The organism is Maribacter sp. IgM3_T14_3 (assembly GCF_049603095.1).
Taxonomy (GTDB): Bacteria; Bacteroidota; Bacteroidia; order Flavobacteriales; family Flavobacteriaceae; genus Maribacter.
This window is the reverse complement of the sequence record NZ_CP187138.1, coordinates 2,008,519-2,026,241: the sequence shown is the minus strand read 5'-3', so window position 1 is coordinate 2,026,241 and position 17,723 is coordinate 2,008,519. Positions and strand designations below refer to the sequence as shown.

The window sequence follows — 17,723 nt, the reverse complement described above, 5'->3', positions numbered from 1 at the left end:
TCAAAATAAGCGAACGCTAATGTTTAGATGTGGAATTAAACGGCAGCATCTTTTTCGTTCAGCACCATTTTTATAGGTAGGTGATCACTAAATCCTTTTTCATTAAATGTTGAAGAATTGGGTCTACCAAATTTTACCGGTTTCTGGTACGACCCAGAAGTAAGCTCAGGGTAAGCAATAATTTCTACAGAGCTCAATTTAAAAGGCAATTCTGATTTCTCTGAAACGATACTTTTTGATATCATAAACTGATCAAGCATATTATATTCATTACCGAATACAAATGTGCCTATTTGAGCATCTAAAAATCGATGCATTACATTGTAAAAGTACTTTAATCGCACTCTGTTACTTTTGACCAAAGCTTTGTTATTAATAGCCATTAAATACTCTGTAATACTCTTGTTATACGGGTTGTCATTAAAATCGCCCATTAATATGATATTGGCATCATCGCCTTGCTCTTCATAAATTCTCTCGATCCAGTACGATAAATTTTCAGCAACCATAATTCTAAATGGTTCGCTTGCGAGTTCACCACCAGATCTAGAAGGCCAGTGATTAAGAACGCAAACTAGCTTATTGCCATTCGCAGTATTGATATGAACTTGAAACAAATCTCTGGTTGTATTTCTCTTTATAATGCGTAGACTAAAGGTTTCCTGTTCGGGGCCGTATTTCGTTTTATCATAAATAAGAGCGGTATCAATACCTCGTTTATCATCTCCTTCAGAAATTACAAAGCCGTAGTTCTTATTCAAGGCAGCACTCATAGCATCGATAAGTAGCTCAATAACAAACTCGTTTTCTACCTCACAAACTCCCAATATATCTGGACCTTCACCGTTATTGAATTTTGAAATGACGGCTGTTAGATTAGCTATTTTTTGGTCTAGAATAATAGCACTCCATCCGTCGAGTTCCTTACCCAAATGGTTGTTTAAAAATTCACTTCTTCGAGGTGAGTTTTCAATATCGAACAGGTTTTCAAGATTCCACCAGTAAATATGATGTTTGGTCATGTTGTTATATATTAAGGAGTTCCCCTAAAAATAAAACAAATTGAAAGCCTTTAAGTAAAGTATACCGTTAAGTTTTGGTGAACTTAATTATCACTGGCATACCACTCTGCAAAAGAAGTATCGGTTTCTTGTAGCTTTAAAGAGAATAAAGAAATGTTTTTAGGTAGGCGTGATTTGATTTTCGCGGCAAAATCTATGACCATATTCTCACTAGTAGGTTGGTAATCTGCCAAGATAACGCTGTGCCCTCTGTCCGTTAATTCTTTGGCAAGTTCTACGTGAGGCGTATTTTTATTGAATACCGTAGCGTGATCGAAAATATCAACGATATCTTCTTTGACTATTTTTTTAAGATCTCCGAAATCGATAACCATACCTAATTTTACGTGGCTGGTGTCTGTTATAGGCGTACCGATAACGGTTACAGATAATTTATAGCTATGGCCATGTACATTTCTACATTTACCGTCATAACCGTAAAGTGCATGTCCGGTTTCAAAATTGAATTGTTTGGTAATACGAATATTGCTCATAGCCTATAATTATATGGCAAAGGTAGGGAATCTTTAAAAGGATTTATAGAGAGAAATCATTCTAAAACAATCTCGGTATTTCCAGAGATTAAGCTCACATGACAACAATCTGCACCAACTTCATAAACTTCGTTGATAACCTCTTCATTTGCAATAAAGCCTTTGAAAGTAAGTGTTGCCGTAGTATTCTGGTATTGAATGCGATTGGCGTCACTAAGAATAGGGTAGAAACCTTGTTCTTTAAGGTATTGATATTCTTCACCATTTAAATCTGCAGCTAAGTCTTTAACAGTTGCATTATCGATAACCATATAGGTATCTAATACTATTGCCTCGCCCGATGCGTCTTTTACGCTAACCGTTATGGTAACAAAATTAAGGGTACAAATGGTTTCAGCACAGTCTTGCTGTTCAGCATCGTCTTTGTCATTACAGGCAACAAGAAATATAGAAAGAATTGCTACTATGAATTTTGCGAACATAAAACTGGTTTTTTTCTAAGATGCTCAAATACCAATTAGTTGCGTAAGGTGTTGAATTACCTTTTGTATTTCTTTTTAGCTCGCATTTTGTTTACGAAATAAATGATCAAAACAGAAAGTGCAAGAACAGGAAATACTAGGTTACCGTTTAAAAATTGAAAGAAATCCATACTAATTATTTAGAAACAGAACGAACCGCTGTTTCAGTTATTGTTTATTTTTTAAATTTTGACAGTGCGTTTCTCGTAAAATCAGAAAGGGCTAATTTTCCGGTGATAGCAGCGCGGTCTGTCAATAAGGTTTCCCAATGGTCGGTACCTTCCCATAAAACTTTCTTCCATTCGGTTAAAGCTTCAGCATTATAGCTTGCTAACTGGTGAATAAAGAAGTCAAGTTCCTTGTCCATTTCTTGTGCAGAGTCGTACACTTTATTGAAAAGTCCTTTTTCTTGAGCCCAATACGCGTTTTTCCATTCGGTAGGTGCTAAAGACATTTCGCCCATAGCGGCAGTGCCTATTTTACGAGCTACGGCTGGGGCAATTACTAAAGGAGCGATACCAATACTAAGTTCTGATAGTTTAATTGATGCATTTACATTAGAATACACATAATCACAAGCAGCGGCAAGGCCTACGCCACCACCAACAGTTTTGCCATGTACACGACCTACAATGACCTTTTTACACTTACGCATGGCATTGATGACATGGGCAAAACCGCTAAAAAATGCTTTACCTTCTTCAAGATTAGAAACTTCAAGTAACTCATCAAAAGAAGCACCGGCACAAAAAGCTTTTTCACCTTCAGATTTTAGTAGGATAACAGAAATAGCCTCATTATCAGAAAGCTCATTAATAGTATCCGTTAAGCGTTCTAGAAGTTCAGAAACGAATGAATTACTAGCAGGATGCCCAAACTCTACATGAGCAACTTTACCATCTATTCGTGTATATAAACTTCCATTTTTTCTTGAAGTGACCATAGCATTTTATTTTACTCGATAAACGAGATTATCTACTTCGAGATTTGTCTAGAAGTAGCTGATACAAAATTACGGATTTTGCAATAAAGGTTTGAACTTGTTTCTGAATTTCCACACCAGGGCTGCACCTCTAATAAACATCCAAACAGTGAAAGCAAGCCATATTCCTGTTAATCCCCAGTGAAGATATTTACCTAAGAACAGCATTGGCACAAAGCCTAAAAAGGTAGCAACAAGTAAGGTGTTTCGTAAATATTTCATTTCCCCCAGCCCTTTAAAAACTCCGTCTAAAACAAAAGCAGTACTATTAAAAGGAAGCCCCAGTATTATAATGTAGAAGATGCCGTAAAATGCAGAAAGTACTAAGGGTTCGTTAGAGAATAAGCTACCCAATGGTTTATAGAAAATGGTAGCCAAAGCCATAATCACCAGGCTAACTATGAGTCCGTATTTCGTAATCTTTTTTGCCAACAGCCAGAGTCCGTCATAATTACGTTCCCCCAATAATCGACCGCCCATAATATTACCGGCAGCACCGTATCCATCAATAAAAAAGGCAGAAAATAGCCAAAGGTTAATAGCAATGGTATGTGCACCAATGTATTTATCACCAAGTGCGGTAGCTTCTCGAACTGCAAGAATAAGAGCAGTGTTCAAGGCAATGGCACGAACAAATAAATTTAAGCTCATGACTACCAAACGACCAAGTTCTTGGTGAACAGGTAATTTTAGTTTTAGGCTAATATCGGTTTTTGTCAAAAGTAAATAGAATGCCATTATTGCCATAATCGCTTGCGCCAGCAAACTAGCATAAGCGGCACCTTCTAAATACATGGCAGGGATGAATCCTTCAATACCATATACAAAAGCAAAATCTAGAATAACGTTTAAAACCGCTCCGGTGATAGCAATGACCATGGGCCAATAGGTATTCTGTAATCCGCGGAAAATACCCATCACCGCGAAAACGAATAAGGTTAAGGGAAAACCCCATACTCGAATGGAGTAGTAGCTAATACAGTATTGTAATATTTTTCCTTTGGCATTTAAAAGTTCAAAGATTTCTTGAACAACAAAAATGGTAGATAGCAAAACCAGAATACTCAAAGCAATGTTGAGGTAAATAGCCTGCGCGGGTAATGTTTTAACTTCCTCTAATTTACCGGCACCTAAATACTGTGAAATAATGGAAGATATAGCACTACGCGTTTGCCCAAGAATCCAGATCAGCATAGAAAGAAAAGACCCTACAATACCTGCTGCTGCAAGCGATTCTAACCCGTCTACCGGAATATTACCTACAATAGCCGTATCTGTTATGGATAATAGCGGTTCGGCAATACCTGCAATAGTAGCAGGAATAGCTAGGGCATTTATAGATTTAAAATTAACGGAAGTTTTCAAAAATATGATTTCTATAATACGAGTTCGTAGCAATGAAAAGGATGTTCACTTTGCTTTGGGAAAAAGATATCTCCTAATTTGGTATAACCACGTTGCTCGTAAAATTTCTGATTTCTTTTGTTCTGGCTAAAGGTATCTAACCTAACGGATACGGCATTGTTTTCTCTGGCAAAGTTTTCGCCGAAGTCCATTAAACGCTGGGCAAAACCTTTACCTTGATATTTAGGGTGTACTGCTAGGCGATGAATATAGTAGTTATTTACATTTTCTGTTAGCCAGTTTACCGAAGTGTATTCTTCATCCATAAAAAGCGAAACAACAATACAGCCCACTATTTCGTTATCATGTTGAAGCACATAAAGTTCATTGCGTTCTATGTCATTTTCAAATGCCTGTTTAGAAGGGTAATCGGTCGTCCATTGATAAATACCATTGGCTTCCATAGCAATTCTACAAGCATCTGTCATAATAAGAATTTCGGGTATTTGCGATATCTTTGCGGGTGCTATCATAAAAGCAATTTAATTATATTGTAAATTTAGAGTTATAATCAACACTTTTTATCATGATGAATATTCTTGTTCCTATAGGTACCTCCTCAAATGCGAATCAAACATTACAATATGCAGTAGATTTTGCACAAGACTTTGGTGCAGAAATATATGTAATGGATGTTTTTAATGTCAGCGGAAAAACAGGAACGCTTGCCAATATAACACAAAAGGTAGCAGATAATTCAAAGGAAAGATTAAAGGAAGTAATCGGTACAGTAGATACAAAAGACGTCTCTATAAAAATAGCAAGCTTTAACGGTGAGCTAAAAGATGGGCTAAAAGAAATTGATAAGGGATTAGGTATTGACCTAATAATATTGGCACCAAGAAGTAATGATATTCAGGAAGAGAATTATTTAGGACAAACTTCTGGAGCCATTATAAAACGAACGAATATACCAACGTTGATTGTACCAAAAGGAACAGCGTATATACCTTTTAAAAATATTCTGGTTGCCTTCAAGTCTGGTATATTAAAAAGAAAGAGAATTCTAGATCCGTTAATTTCAATTAAGAATAAGCACAAGGCTGTTGTAAATCTTTTAATGGTGAAAACTCCGGGTTATTCAGATGACGATTTAAAGATAAATACGGCATTGATGGACATTAGTTCTCAGTTGACTTTTACAGAAAATTCAACTACGTACCATGGCGTTTTAGAGCATTTTCAAGCAAAACATCCCGATTTATTGTGCGTTTTTAGAAGAAAGCGTGGTTTTTTCAAGAAATTATGGGAAAAAAGCACTATTTCAAAATCAGAGTTTTATGCCCCTGTACCGGTATTGGTATTAAGTGTAAAGAAAGATTAGGTAGTACTTTGTTAGCATACTAAAATGTATTTTCTTTGAGCTTCTTTAAAATTGGGGGATTAGCATAGTTTTCTAGTGCGGTCCGAAAGCATTCGGGAAGGTCATTTCTAATTAAATTGAAGGAAAGATAAAATAAAGGGGGATTAGCTCAGTTGGCTAGAGCGCTTGCCTGGCAGGCAAGAGGTCACCGGTTCGAATCCGGTATTCTCCACCAGTAAATATAAGGCTTCAAGAGTTTTTGACTTTTGAAGCTTTTTTTATTTGCACGCAATTTGCACGCAAAACTGGTTTTAAATTAATTCTGGTATTATTTGATACAAATTGGTTCATTTTGGTACTTCTCCAACCTTTAAAGAAGGTTTTTTCGTAAAATTTCTCAAATTTGGTGTTTCAATCTTCGATTTTAGATTAAGGAATCTAAATCCCATAAAAGGTTCATAAACGAGAATACTTAAAGAGACCAAGAAAAGGACAACCTGTGAATAAGAATTGTGAATTTAAATGCTTGTCCTAAAAATCGGCCTTTTAAAAGGATAAAACAAAATTCTTTCAAATTCTGATTGCCTGTCAAGTTTCAAATACGAAATGATTCATTTCTACCATTATTTGAATCAAAAGTTCGATTTTCCTATCTTGAAATAGCTATATTTATGATAATCAGAATTTTAGTGAACTGAAAATGCAATTTTAAGTCTTGACCATGCCAATTTACATGGATTCACATATCGTACCGGGAATCGAAGCGAAACATGCCGCTGAGGCACATAAAAAAGACCTTGGAGTACAAAACCAGTTTGGTTGCCGTAATATGACCTATTGGGTGGACGAGAATAGAGGTCGGGTCTTTTGCCTGATCGACGCACCAAACGAAGAAGCGGTAAGAGAGATGCACGACCACGCGCATGGCATTGTACCACACGAAATCATTCCTGTCAATGCTAAAGTGGTGGAAGCATTTTTGGGAAGAATTGATGACCCAGAGTCTTATTTCGACCCAAACGACCCCACACTTAAAATATTCAATGACCCGGCCTTTCGAGTCATATTGGTGATAAAAACAACAAATGCAGGGCTATTACGTCATAATTTGGGGCATGAGAAAGCAAAACAATTGTTTTCACTTTACTATAAAACGGTTAATGAGCAAATAGAAAAACATGAAGGTAGCGAGGTGGAAATAAAGGGAGATGCCTTTGTGATTTCTTTTGCCTCCGTCTCTATGGGTGTTGAATGCGCAATTGCAATTCGCAAAGCCTTGCACATAGCTGCGGAACTTATAGATTTGCGTATGGGCCTGCACGCCGGTTTACCCGTAGACCAAAGTGATATGCTGTTCGGAAAGACGGTAAAATTGGCGCAATACCTGTGTACCATAGATTCTGAAAATCGAATTACCATGACGTCAATTGTAAGCGAATTGAATAAACCTGATAGACGAAAGAATGTAAGCTTACAAAGCAACATTAAAAGACTTAACGCATCCGAGGAAAAATCACTTGAACTTTTTATTGATATTTTGGATACCAGCTGGCAAAATCCCGAATTTGGAATTCAACACTTTTGTAAGAAGCTTTCCATTAGTAAATCCCAGCTCTACCGAAAATGCAAAGCGGTTACCGGTAAGTCGCCGAATATCTTATTAAGGGAATATCGCTTGTTAAAGTCTTTGGAGTTGTTAGGGAAAGAAGGTCACAATGTTTCTCAGACCACGTATGAAACAGGATTTAATAGCCCTTCTTATTTTATAAAATGTTTTCAAAAACGTTTTGGACTGCTACCTTTAAGCTATGTCAAAATAGCCAACATAAAAAATTAAAAAAAAGTCTATATGCCCCTTTTTATGGATATACATATTGTCGAAGACGGAGCCTTTGATGAGATAGCAGCTAGAGAAGGTCATCGTGAAGATTTAGCTGTACAAGGCAGGTATGGGGTTAAAAACATCAAATATTTTTTAAATCTTCCTGAGAAGAAGATTTTTTGTCTTATGGAAGCAGCCGATAAAAAGGCTTGTGTTGATATGCACATGTCTGCACATGGTATAGGAGCCTGCAATGTTATCGAAGTTTCCAGCGAAATTGATTTCGGTGCATTTTTTGGCGCCGGAGGTAAAGATGAAAATGATATGGCCCTGACCTCTTCAGGGGAAATCGATACGGGGTATCGCACCTTGATGATGGTCTCTTTGATAGATTTTACTGGAAAAAACGGGAAGCATATTAAAGAAGTCCGCAAACTGATACAGCAGTATCAGGGCAGCAATATCAATCAGCCAAATAACCATATTATGGCTTGCTTTGTGTATGCTTCTGATGCCATAGCCTGCTGTTTGGCGGTATGTCGTTTGTTAAAAAATATTCAGACAAGCGTAGATTATACTATGGCCCTCGTTACAGGTAAACCTGTCGATGAGACAGGGTCCGATTTCTTTGGAGAAGCGCAAGGGCGCTTACAAATGCTCTGTAGTATTGGAGGGAACCAAACTGTACATGTTGATATGGATACCGAAGCTCTTCTTCAAAAGAATTTCAATAAGTCAGATAAAGCAAGGGGAATTGTCAAATTGGTTTCCAATGGAGATTTTAACATGTTCGAGATCCTGTGGAAAGCTTTGGAGTTTCAAATTTCAAATGCTGATTTCAAAAGCGAAGACCTCAACAAAACGATAGGTCTGAGCAAGGCCCAAGCCTATCGAAAGATAAAGGCCCTAACCGGCATGTCACCTAACGAACTTATCCGCGAGATTCGTTTACGGAAATCTTTGGAAGCTTTAAAAGAGAACGATAAGACAGTAGCAGAGATAGCTTATAATCTGGGTTTCAATAGCCCGACTTATTTTACAAGAGTTTTTAGAAATAGATATAAGGTGTTGCCAACAACTTTTGCCAAACTTTATAGTGCTTAAATGGTTCAATAAATTGTACATATCATGCCTTTATATGTAGACCTTCATTATATTCATTCAGATAAATTCACAGAGGAGGATGCTTTTCGCGCCCATCTCGCTGATTTGAACGTTCAGGATAAATTCGGCGTCACCCATAAAAAATTCTGGATAAATTTTGAACAAAAGACCATGTTCTGCCTTGTGGAAGGACCAGATAAGGAGGCTTGTAATGCAGCTCACCAAATGGCACATATGGACCATGCCTGCAATATCATTGAGGTATCAAACGAAGAGTTTGTTTCTTTTTTGGGCATTGGGAAAAAGAATCGTCACGATATGGCCCTTACCCTATCGGGGGATGTCGATAGTGGATACCGAACATTATTAGTGCTTCGAATGGCGAGCTTTGCCCAAAACGACAGCTACCATAAAAACAAAATATATGATTTTACAAAAGAGTACCATGGTAGTTTAATACTCCGGCCCGATAGCCAAGTTATGGCTTCCTTTATTTTTGCTTCGGATGCAATTTCATGTGCAACTTCCATTGACGCCCATTTAAAATCCAAGGTGGATCATCTCGATTATACGATGGCGTTGGTTACGGGAAAGCCGGTAGACGATTACGGTACCGAACTGTTTGCAGAACCCAAAACCAAAGCACAATACTTATGTGGCATGGGTTTGAGCAACGCCATTTATGTTGATGCAATGACCAAGACTTTATCAGGCAAAGAATCACAAAAAAGAGATACGGACTTGGAAGCCTTTCATACCATTGATAACAATGATTTTATATTTTCAAAAGCTCTTTTTACTGCTGTGAATGGCAAACTTTATTGTACTGAATTTAAAAGTGGCCAGCTATGCAAGATATTGGGCTTAAGCAAGGCGCAGGTATATAGACGGGTAAAGGGGCTTACGGGTATGTCGCCTAACGAACTTATCCGCGAAATGCGTTTGCGAAAGTCTTTGGAAACTCTAAAACAAAAGGGAAAGACTGTTGCCGAAATCGCTTATGAATTGGGTTTTAACAGTCCAACTTATTTTACACGTGTTTTTCGAAAAAGATATAAGATTCTACCCACTACTTTTGCAAAACTTTTTTACTAAAGTGAAAGCACTATTTTCGAGATGAAACAATTGTTTCATCATTTGAGCCAAAAAGTACACCCGTGGTTCATTTGTTCGAACCTTTGAATCAAAAATTACATTTTCCTCCTGTCTCCCATCGTAGATTTACAGTATTAAATTACAGCAAGGTCTTTGGGTTATCCTGCTGACAATACTCCCCCATAAATAGTAAAAATGGCAGCGGACATCATATGTCCGTAAGGGCTTTCCCGTGCAAAATTTTAGGGGAAAGACTTATAATAATGCATTAGAAAAAGAATGGAAACTGTTGAGAAAAATCGATTTATCAAAGATATCAAAAGTCTAGCACGACATCTTTTGATACCCTTTACAGTGCTATTGACGCTGTCGGTTTTCTTGCTATGGTCCTGTCTGGATAGTTATTCAAAGGGAAACGGTACTGAGAATATAGTCAAAGATGTCTATGCTATTAATTATGATGTTTCATTGTTGGATGATTCCGAAGAAAATAAGGAAATAAAATTTGGATATGACGTTTTTCAAAACACCCCAAACTATCTGGGTCCAAATGCTGATACTAAAAATATGGACCTCGCCGGAAATAACCTTTCATGTACCAATTGCCATTTGTGGTCTGGCACAAAACCTTATGCGGCTCCATTAATTGGAATTATACAACGCTTTCCCCAATTCAGGGGTAGGGAAAACAAAATGGGAACCATCGAAGAACGCATTAATGGTTGTATGGAGCGTAGTATGAATGGAAGAATGATGCCGGAAGACAGTAAAGAAATGAAAGCTTTGATTGGTTACCTCGATTGGCTGGGAAGATACGCGCCTGAAGACGGAAAAATCAAAGGACAGGGGTTTGTGAAAATTGATATCCCCAAAAGAGCAGTAAATCTTGAAAACGGACAACGGATTTTCACAACGAACTGTGTTTTATGCCATGGTAAAAATGGACAGGGAGAAAAATCGCTGGAAGGGAATGGCTATAAATACCCACCGCTTTGGGGCGATGATTCCTATAACAATGGTGCCGGAATGACTAGGGTGCTTACCGCTGCCAGGTTCATCAAGGCCAATATGCCCTTTGGGGCGACTTATGAGAATCCGGTACTAACCGATGAAGAAGCCTATGACGTCGCAGGATATATCAACCAACAACGAAGACCTGAAAAAATTAATCGAGAAAAGGATTTTCCAGACTTGAAGAAAAAACCGGTTTCAACGCCTTATCCCCCATATGTGGATACGTTCTCACTTCAACAACATCAATTGGGACCTTTTCAACCTATCATGGAATATTATAAAAAAGAGTACAACATTGTTAAATCTAAATAGACAAATTATGGAAACAAAGAGCAAAAATTCAAGAAGAAACTTTATGGGCGCAATGATGCTTGGTGCTACGGCGAGTACGCTGTCCTTATTTACCAACCCTGTATACGGTAATTTACCGGCCTATGATGAAGAAAGTATGAGCGAGGCGGAAGACTGGTTCAAAAAAATAAAAGGTAAGAACCGTATAGTCTACGATGGTTCATATCCGCATAAAGGATTTCCGGTTATCTGGAATTGGGCCTATTACTTAAGCCATAATGAAATGGGAGCCGATGATAGCGATATTACGGCCATGACCGTGCTTCGTCACGATGCCATTCCGTTTGCATTTAAATCGGAATTGTGGGAGAAGTACCCATTAGGGGAGATTTTCCATGTAAAACAAGCCGATGGAAGTACGTATAAAAGAAACCCTTATTACGAACCTCAAGAAGGCGATTTTCCATTACCGGTCATTCAAGGTATCAAAGATATGCAGGCCAGGGGTGCTATGTTCTGTGTTTGCAATCTTGCAATCTCAGTCTATAGCGGGGCAGTAGCCCAACAAATGAATCTAGACCCCAAAAAGATGTATGAAGAATGGATCCAAGCGGTACATCCGGGAATTCAAGTGGTACCCTCAGGGGTTTGGGCCTTGGGCGAAGCACAAAAACGAGGTTGCGGTTACATTTTCGCTGGAAACACAATATAAATTTAAAAAAGTAAAATCATGAAAAAGCTTATACAATTGGCACTGGCATTGTTTATAACGAACATTGCCTTTGCCCAAGAAAAACCTATCAAGGTTGTATTCGACGTCACTAGTGGAAATACGGATGTGCACAAATCGGCTGCCCGTCATTTGCGTCTAATGTCCGAGACTTATCCAGATTCGGAATTTGAATTGGTCGTTTATAGTAGCGCCTATACAATGGTAGACAACAAATCTTCGGCGGCTGGTGAGACACTTAGGGAAATTGTAAAAAACAAAAATGTTTCTATCGTAGTATGTCAAAATACGATGAAAAGAAACGACAAGAGCAAGGAAGACCTGATTCCAGGGGTCACGACTGTGCCTGATGGTATTTTCGAGATTGTTTCCAAACAACAATTGGGCTGGGGATATATAAAGGAAGGAAAATAATTATTGCTCGTTTCGAAAATGGAAACCATCGAAGTTTTGGGATATTTAGGAGCATTGGTAATAGGACTCGTTTTGGGCTTGATGGGTAGCGGGGGTTCTATAATGGCCGTTCCTATTTTCGCCTACCTGTTTCAAATCAGTCCCATTACGACCACGGCGTATTCGCTGTTCGTGGTAGGTACCTCGGCCTCGGTGGGTACATTGAAGAATTTTAATAAAGGATTGATAGATTTTAGGATTGCCTTGGTTTTGGCTATCCCCGCTTTTATTTCGGTATTTATCGCAAGGAAATTTTTGGTTCCCGTAATTCCTGAAGAATTGGTTTCCATCGGAGGTTTTGTTTTGACCAAGAATATGGGCATTATGCTATTATTTTCATTGTTGATGACTATCGCATCGATTTCCATGTTGTGGAAAAAAGGAAAGTCGATCAGCGGCACGGTCGCCACGAACCTCAATTATCCTATGATAGTTTGTGTAGGTACGATAATAGGGGTATTAACGGGCATCGTGGGTATAGGTGGCGGATTTCTTATAATTCCTACCCTGGTCCTCTTAGTCAAATTACCGATTAAAAAAGCCGTAGCGACCTCCTTGTTTATCATCGCTTTAAAATCGCTGATTGGCTTTACAGGAGATGTCGGCAATTTGGAAATCAATTGGTCGTTCCTTTTGGTTTTTACTTTGATTTCAGTTATGGGTATATTTTTGGGAGTATATCTATCGACCTTTATTAAAAACGAAAAACTAAAAAAAAGCTTTGGATGGTTCGTGCTTTTTATGGCTATAGGTATTTTTTGGAAAGAGATATTAGCTTAGCTCAAACAGAATCTGAAAGTCAATTATGGTCAAGATGAAACATTTGTTTCATCATTAAATGCAAAACGTACATTTTTTAGGCTATTTGTTTCATATTTTTATGGTAGTCGACTACTAGGGCATGCCCTAGTTGAACAGACAAAAGACCTCCCCCTCCATTTAATGATTGTTTTAGTTAACCGGATGCCTTTTCAATAATTAAGATTATGAAAAAACTTGGATTGCTTTTAGCACTAATTTCGATTGGTTTTAATTCTTGTCGCGAGTCAAAACCTGCTTCAAAGGCAACAGTTGAAAAACCTGCGGCTTATGAACTTGAATCTCTGGCCGTCAATGGCGATACACTGCATTATTTAGATGTTGGCAAAGGCGAGCCCATAATATTCGTACATGGTAGTATCGGCGATTATCGTGCATGGGAAACCCAAATTGACACCTTCGCGACCAAGTATCGCGTGATTGCCTACAGCAGGCGGTACGCTTGGCCAAATGCCAAGCCTCTGTCCGACACGCTTGACTATTCCGCGGGGCAACATGCAAAAGATTTAACCAAACTGATAAAAACTTTGAATCTTGGCCAAGTATATCTTGTTGGCCACTCCTATGGTGGTTATACAGTTTTGAAAACGGCTATTGACCATCCGGAATTGGTAAAAAGCATGGTGCTTGGAGAACCGCCGGCAGCACCTTTAATCGCAGGTTCAAAGGAAGGGGATTCACTTTTAAACGATTTTCAAAATAATGTTTTGAAACCTGCGGGCGAGTTTTTTTCTGAGCAACAAAAAGATTCGGCAGTGGCAACTTTTGTTGCAGGAGTCATGGGCAGTCAAGAGGTCTATGGTGCGGTTCCGAGCGAGGTTAGAAAAAGGTGGTTGATGAATACTACTGAATCGGAAGGGGGTCTCCTTACGGATAGTTGGACACCAGTTACGACAGACGAAGTCAAACAATTACAAATACCGACATTACTGATAACTGGAGAATTTTCTCCTAGATTTTTTGGTAAGATTGTCGACACTTTAGTTGCCCTTTTACCAAAAAATGAACTTAAACTATTGCCGAAGGCATCACACGGACTTCAGACTGAAAATCCTAAAGAGTTTAATACTATGGTATTGAACTTTCTTGATAAAAATTAGAAAGATTATAAAATTAATAGAGCTAACATTTAAAATCAAAGACTCATGATAGGAACACAAACCAACAAAAAAGAAGCACTCTTAAAAAACTTGGAAGGCATTTTTCAAAAGTGTGAGGAACGCGCGGCACACTACGATGCCAACAACTTATTTTTTCAGGAAGATTTTGATGAACTCAAAGAAGCTGGATATTTGCTAATCGCAGTGCCTGAAGAATTTGGGGGCTACGGTATGAAGCTCGATGAATGTACGGCCTTGACCCGAAAACTAGCCTACCATGCGGCACCAACAGCTGTTGCTCTAAATATGCATATCTATTGGACTGGACTTGTCGCCGATTTATGGCGAAGTGGCGACACTTCAATCCAATGGCTTCTCGAAGAAGCTGGAAAGGGCAAAGTATTTGCCGCTGGGCACGGTGAATCTGGAAACGATTCGCCTGGTATTTATTCGACCTGCAAGGCTGAAAAAGTTGACGGTGGGTACAAGTTTACAGGTCATAAAATGTTCGGCAGCCTTAGCCCCGTATGGGATTATTTAGGTTTTCACGGTCAAGACAATAGTAATCCTGACAATCCCACAGTAATCCACGCTTTTATGCCTAGGGACACCAAAAATTATGAAATCAAAAAAACTTGGGACGATGTTCTCGGTATGCGGGCCACACGTTCCGATGATACTATATTGAATGGCGTATTCGTGCCCGATGCATTGATTGTTAGAAAACTTCCGACCGGTTTTAAAGGTATGGATGGTTTCGTTCTTGGTATTTTTTGTTGGGCATTGATGGGGTTCGCGAATGTTTATTATGGTCTGGCACAGCGTGTCTTGGATTTGGTTCTTGAGAAACTTCCGAAGAAAAAATCCATTTCTTTTGATCGACCCTCCATGGCGTACAATGGTGTTATACAGCACGATGTTAGTGAAATGATTATGGAAATCGAGGGCATCGGCCCCCATTTGGACACAACCGCCCGTGAATGGAGTGAAGGCAAAGACTATGGTGGGGCATGGGGCGTGAAAATAGTCGCCACCAAATGCCGTTCGGTCGAAGGTTCATGGCGCGTGGTTGACAAGGCCATGGATATCATGGGTGGCTACGGTCTGCTGCGCAAGGCAGGCTTTGAAAGATTATTCCGTGACGCCCGTCTGGGTAAGATTCATCCTGCGAACGGTTTTCTAGCACGTGAATTCTTGGCCAAAGCCATGTTGGGCATCGATGTGGATGCGCAGCCTAGATAGCAAAAGATTGTTTCGCCTCTTCATATGGGACAATCTTATAGAGGCTAGTTCGATTTTAATCCAGAGAGGGTTATTAAGATTTTAAACTGCAACTCTAGGAGTCAATTAGATTTCGGGTAAACCCGAAAATGATTAGACAGAAATTTTAATCAGGAAAAGAGTCTCGTGATTCCTATAGTATGCGATTAAATAGCAACTCTTTTTCGAAAATTGATGGAGCAAGTAATAGGAGCAGTCCTCTAAAATGAACAATTAAAAAGACTCAACTCATTTTCTAAAATGGTTTGAATAACTGGCCATTTTATGACTCGTAAATTTCTAGAATACTACCAAGATTTGATAGTGAATTTTAGAAAACATCCAAAAAATAACAGCCGACACCCAAGTTGTTGAATCTACCAACTTTAGACGCCGACTGCGTTTTTAAAAAATACCTCTAATTACAATCGGCATCGGTCTCACTCGCTTCGAGTTGAATTTCCGCTGTATTATCGAAGGTGGTCATCCCTCGTACCGTTATTTCAATAGAATTAGTACCAATTTCGGTAATGGTGCCTGTAAAGCCTCCAAAAGCACTTTGGGTAGCTAATTCCTCTCCTGTTAGGGCAACTTGGTCTGAATTACGCCCCGTTATCTTAATGCGTTGTACAAAAGGAACCCTAATAGCGGGATAGGTTTGCACTGCGTCGTAGACTAGCACTTGTTTTCCTGGATTAACAGGTACCACTCGTTTCGTAAAAATAGTGGTACCTGTTTCTGTTGTCCTTTCTTCAGCATTGGTGGCCGATTTTGACATTTCTACAGATAATGCCAGTCCTACACTAACCTCGCCTGAAACCTTACCTCCATTTCCAAAGAAGGATACTCCAGCTTCTGCACCTACGGTTACTTCGGTTGTTAATGTAGCCCCTGCTGTAAAGCCTATCGTCTCTTGCCAAGAAACGGACATCGTCTTCGTTTCCGTTAGGTCGACACCTACGTCTTGTGAGATTACTGCAGATGTACAATTGGTAAGCGTACTATTGACCTTAAATGAATTTTCAGCAGCTGGCAATATAGGTTGCCCATACCAAGTTTCTATGCTTTGAGCCTCATACTCAACATCTGTAGTAGCAAATCTAAAATTTTGACCTGTGCTACTTCCTATTGTTATGGTGGTTAGTGTAGTAATCGAAAGGTCCTGACCTAAATTGCAGCTTCGGGTTTTGGTGATAAAACTTAAAGGATCTGGTTCCTTATAGATAGCAAGTTGATATGTACCATTTTCTTTTCGTATTTGAAATTTGAATTCGTCGCCTAACGTCTTATAATTGTTTGTTCTTCTTACCTCTGAGGTATAAACCTCCTTGAACGGTGTTAGAACTTCAATAGCCAAATAGGTATCTGTGTCTCGGGAAATTATACTGTATATGTTCTCTTCATTTTCATCTTCATGTTTTTGAAAATAAAACTGCTGTGTAGTGTTATTACTGGAAAAATCAGTTTCTGAACTCCTGGAAGGGTAGCTTGCATATTTTGTAAATTGATTTACGCATGTAGGGTCAAATATGGGAAAAAGAGGACCGGTAGCTGTATATAGGGCATTGTCCAATGCCTTAGACTCTATTTGGCCATCATCAGTTACCAATTGTAAAAAATAGGGCGTGTCCGGGTTTAAATGAACCTCGGTATTTAGATCCTCAACGCCATCCCCACGTAATTCTACATCGCTGCCATTTTCTTGAAACAAGGTATTTTCCAAAATTTCTTTGAAAAGTTCATTATCGTTTTCATCGAGTAGGTCGACCTCTAAATTGATACCATTTCTTAAGGCAGTTTCTGCTTCGCTAGACAGATTTTCTAAGTCAAGCTTAAAACTAACATAATTGGTAAATGGGTCTACCTCTAATACCATTGGCTCAAAGTAGTCGCTATCCGTTGGCGTAACTCTTAATTTAGTAATGGGTTGACCCTTGCGAATATAAGGACGAGCATCCAACAATATACCTATCTAGCCCATGAAGGTTTCCAATTCATCTTCACTAATACCATCTCCTTCAATGAAATCACCATCTTCTGGTAGTTCAGGTAGTTCGGGTAGATCTACAGAATCATCGGAGCTACAACCCACATTTAATAGAAGGCCAAGCCCCATGACGAATACATACTTTAAAAATGTTTGTTTTGTTTTCATAATTTTTTTGTTTTTAAAGATTCAACACTCCAAAACTACAGGCAAAACAAGCCCTCAACTAATTTTGGGCATGGACAAAGTATGGACAGCATGTATACATTTTAACGTATTCGGC

18 protein-coding genes and 1 tRNA gene are annotated in these 17,723 nt (G+C 38.8%); 11 read left to right on the top strand and 8 right to left on the bottom strand.

Annotated elements, in window-relative coordinates; all coding sequences use genetic code 11:
• Positions 1-35: 35 nt before the first annotated feature.
• The 6 genes from ACPF9A_RS09135 to ACPF9A_RS09110 all read right to left on the bottom strand — a co-directional run bounded on the left by ACPF9A_RS09135 (position 36) and on the right by ACPF9A_RS09110 (position 4,935).
• A complete protein-coding gene (locus tag ACPF9A_RS09135; RefSeq protein WP_424003723.1) occupies positions 36-1,022 on the bottom strand; it encodes a hypothetical protein in 987 nt (328 codons plus the stop codon).
• An 83-nt stretch (positions 1,023-1,105) separates the two neighbouring features.
• Positions 1,106-1,555: a 6-pyruvoyl trahydropterin synthase family protein gene (locus ACPF9A_RS09130; RefSeq protein WP_424003721.1), complete on the bottom strand. Its 450-nt coding sequence runs from the start codon at positions 1,553-1,555 to the stop codon at positions 1,106-1,108.
• 56 nt (positions 1,556-1,611) lie between these two features.
• Positions 1,612-2,037 (bottom strand): hypothetical protein, encoded by a 426-nt coding sequence (locus ACPF9A_RS09125; RefSeq protein WP_424003719.1) that lies wholly within the window; start codon positions 2,035-2,037, stop codon positions 1,612-1,614.
• Positions 2,038-2,251: 214 nt separating this feature from the next.
• A complete protein-coding gene (locus ACPF9A_RS09120) occupies positions 2,252-3,019 on the bottom strand; it encodes an enoyl-CoA hydratase/isomerase family protein (RefSeq protein WP_424003717.1) in 768 nt (255 codons plus the stop codon).
• A 69-nt stretch (positions 3,020-3,088) separates the two neighbouring features.
• Positions 3,089-4,423, bottom strand: a complete 1,335-nt coding sequence (locus tag ACPF9A_RS09115; protein ID WP_424003715.1) for an MATE family efflux transporter — start codon at positions 4,421-4,423, stop codon at positions 3,089-3,091.
• An 11-nt stretch (positions 4,424-4,434) separates the two neighbouring features.
• Entirely contained in the window at positions 4,435-4,935 is a 501-nt protein-coding gene (locus tag ACPF9A_RS09110) for a GNAT family N-acetyltransferase (protein WP_424003713.1), read from the bottom strand.
• A gap of 53 nt (positions 4,936-4,988) precedes the next feature.
• On the opposite strand from ACPF9A_RS09110, the gene ACPF9A_RS09105 reads away from it, so the two are divergent.
• The 11 genes from ACPF9A_RS09105 (at position 4,989) to ACPF9A_RS09055 (ending at position 15,435) form a co-directional block, all read left to right on the top strand.
• A complete protein-coding gene (locus tag ACPF9A_RS09105; RefSeq protein ID WP_424003711.1) occupies positions 4,989-5,786 on the top strand; it encodes a universal stress protein in 798 nt (265 codons plus the stop codon).
• 137 nt (positions 5,787-5,923) lie between these two features.
• Positions 5,924-6,000, top strand: a tRNA-Ala gene (locus tag ACPF9A_RS09100).
• Between the two features lie 498 nt (positions 6,001-6,498).
• Positions 6,499-7,602 (top strand): nickel-binding protein, encoded by a 1,104-nt coding sequence (locus tag ACPF9A_RS09095; RefSeq protein ID WP_424003709.1) that lies wholly within the window; start codon positions 6,499-6,501, stop codon positions 7,600-7,602.
• 24 nt (positions 7,603-7,626) lie between these two features.
• Positions 7,627-8,691: a helix-turn-helix transcriptional regulator gene (locus ACPF9A_RS09090; RefSeq protein WP_424003707.1), complete on the top strand. Its 1,065-nt coding sequence runs from the start codon at positions 7,627-7,629 to the stop codon at positions 8,689-8,691.
• 24 nt (positions 8,692-8,715) lie between these two features.
• On the top strand, positions 8,716-9,786 hold the full coding sequence (locus ACPF9A_RS09085; RefSeq protein WP_424003705.1) for a nickel-binding protein: 1,071 nt from the start codon (positions 8,716-8,718) through the stop codon (positions 9,784-9,786).
• Positions 9,787-10,065: 279 nt separating this feature from the next.
• The gene (locus ACPF9A_RS09080) at positions 10,066-11,112 is read left to right on the top strand and encodes a c-type cytochrome (protein WP_424003703.1); all 1,047 of its coding nucleotides are present in this window, start codon (positions 10,066-10,068) and stop codon (positions 11,110-11,112) included.
• Between the two features lie 7 nt (positions 11,113-11,119).
• Complete coding sequence (locus tag ACPF9A_RS09075; RefSeq protein WP_424003701.1) at positions 11,120-11,803, top strand: Tat (twin-arginine translocation) pathway signal sequence containing protein; 684 nt, start codon at positions 11,120-11,122, stop codon at positions 11,801-11,803.
• Between the two features lie 18 nt (positions 11,804-11,821).
• Positions 11,822-12,235, top strand: a complete 414-nt coding sequence (locus ACPF9A_RS09070) for a hypothetical protein (RefSeq protein WP_424003699.1) — start codon at positions 11,822-11,824, stop codon at positions 12,233-12,235.
• An 18-nt stretch (positions 12,236-12,253) separates the two neighbouring features.
• Positions 12,254-13,054, top strand: a complete 801-nt coding sequence (locus ACPF9A_RS09065; RefSeq protein WP_424003697.1) for a sulfite exporter TauE/SafE family protein — start codon at positions 12,254-12,256, stop codon at positions 13,052-13,054.
• Positions 13,055-13,260: 206 nt separating this feature from the next.
• Positions 13,261-14,193, top strand: a complete 933-nt coding sequence (locus ACPF9A_RS09060; RefSeq protein ID WP_424003695.1) for an alpha/beta fold hydrolase — start codon at positions 13,261-13,263, stop codon at positions 14,191-14,193.
• A 45-nt stretch (positions 14,194-14,238) separates the two neighbouring features.
• The gene (locus ACPF9A_RS09055) at positions 14,239-15,435 is read left to right on the top strand and encodes an acyl-CoA dehydrogenase family protein (protein ID WP_424003693.1); all 1,197 of its coding nucleotides are present in this window, start codon (positions 14,239-14,241) and stop codon (positions 15,433-15,435) included.
• A gap of 436 nt (positions 15,436-15,871) precedes the next feature.
• On the opposite strand, the gene ACPF9A_RS09050 is transcribed toward ACPF9A_RS09055, so the two are convergent.
• Complete coding sequence (locus tag ACPF9A_RS09050) at positions 15,872-17,329, bottom strand: hypothetical protein (protein ID WP_424003691.1); 1,458 nt, start codon at positions 17,327-17,329, stop codon at positions 15,872-15,874.
• A 96-nt stretch (positions 17,330-17,425) separates the two neighbouring features.
• A complete protein-coding gene (locus tag ACPF9A_RS09045; protein WP_424003689.1) occupies positions 17,426-17,608 on the bottom strand; it encodes a hypothetical protein in 183 nt (60 codons plus the stop codon).
• Positions 17,609-17,723 lie beyond the last annotated feature (115 nt).

Bases quoted from the DNA above. Each gene is read 5' to 3' on its own strand.
- ACPF9A_RS09135 (WP_424003723.1), bottom strand. From the start codon at position 1,022: ATGACCAAACATCATATTTACTGGTGGAATCTTGAAAACCTGTTCGAT.
- ACPF9A_RS09090 (WP_424003707.1), top strand. From the start codon at position 7,627: ATGGATATACATATTGTCGAAGACGGAGCCTTTGATGAGATAGCAGCT.
- ACPF9A_RS09095 (WP_424003709.1), top strand. From the start codon at position 6,499: ATGGATTCACATATCGTACCGGGAATCGAAGCGAAACATGCCGCTGAG.
- ACPF9A_RS09055 (WP_424003693.1), top strand. From the start codon at position 14,239: ATGATAGGAACACAAACCAACAAAAAAGAAGCACTCTTAAAAAACTTG.
- ACPF9A_RS09085 (WP_424003705.1), top strand. From the start codon at position 8,716: ATGCCTTTATATGTAGACCTTCATTATATTCATTCAGATAAATTCACA.
- ACPF9A_RS09105 (WP_424003711.1), top strand. From the start codon at position 4,989: ATGATGAATATTCTTGTTCCTATAGGTACCTCCTCAAATGCGAATCAA.
- ACPF9A_RS09120 (WP_424003717.1), bottom strand. From the start codon at position 3,019: ATGGTCACTTCAAGAAAAAATGGAAGTTTATATACACGAATAGATGGT.
- ACPF9A_RS09050 (WP_424003691.1), bottom strand. From the start codon at position 17,329: ATGGTATTAGAGGTAGACCCATTTACCAATTATGTTAGTTTTAAGCTT.
- ACPF9A_RS09130 (WP_424003721.1), bottom strand. From the start codon at position 1,555: ATGAGCAATATTCGTATTACCAAACAATTCAATTTTGAAACCGGACAT.
- ACPF9A_RS09080 (WP_424003703.1), top strand. From the start codon at position 10,066: ATGGAAACTGTTGAGAAAAATCGATTTATCAAAGATATCAAAAGTCTA.
- ACPF9A_RS09125 (WP_424003719.1), bottom strand. From the start codon at position 2,037: ATGTTCGCAAAATTCATAGTAGCAATTCTTTCTATATTTCTTGTTGCC.
- ACPF9A_RS09045 (WP_424003689.1), bottom strand. From the start codon at position 17,608: ATGAAAACAAAACAAACATTTTTAAAGTATGTATTCGTCATGGGGCTT.
- ACPF9A_RS09110 (WP_424003713.1), bottom strand. From the start codon at position 4,935: ATGATAGCACCCGCAAAGATATCGCAAATACCCGAAATTCTTATTATG.
- ACPF9A_RS09070 (WP_424003699.1), top strand. From the start codon at position 11,822: ATGAAAAAGCTTATACAATTGGCACTGGCATTGTTTATAACGAACATT.
- ACPF9A_RS09075 (WP_424003701.1), top strand. From the start codon at position 11,120: ATGGAAACAAAGAGCAAAAATTCAAGAAGAAACTTTATGGGCGCAATG.
- ACPF9A_RS09060 (WP_424003695.1), top strand. From the start codon at position 13,261: ATGAAAAAACTTGGATTGCTTTTAGCACTAATTTCGATTGGTTTTAAT.
- ACPF9A_RS09065 (WP_424003697.1), top strand. From the start codon at position 12,254: ATGGAAACCATCGAAGTTTTGGGATATTTAGGAGCATTGGTAATAGGA.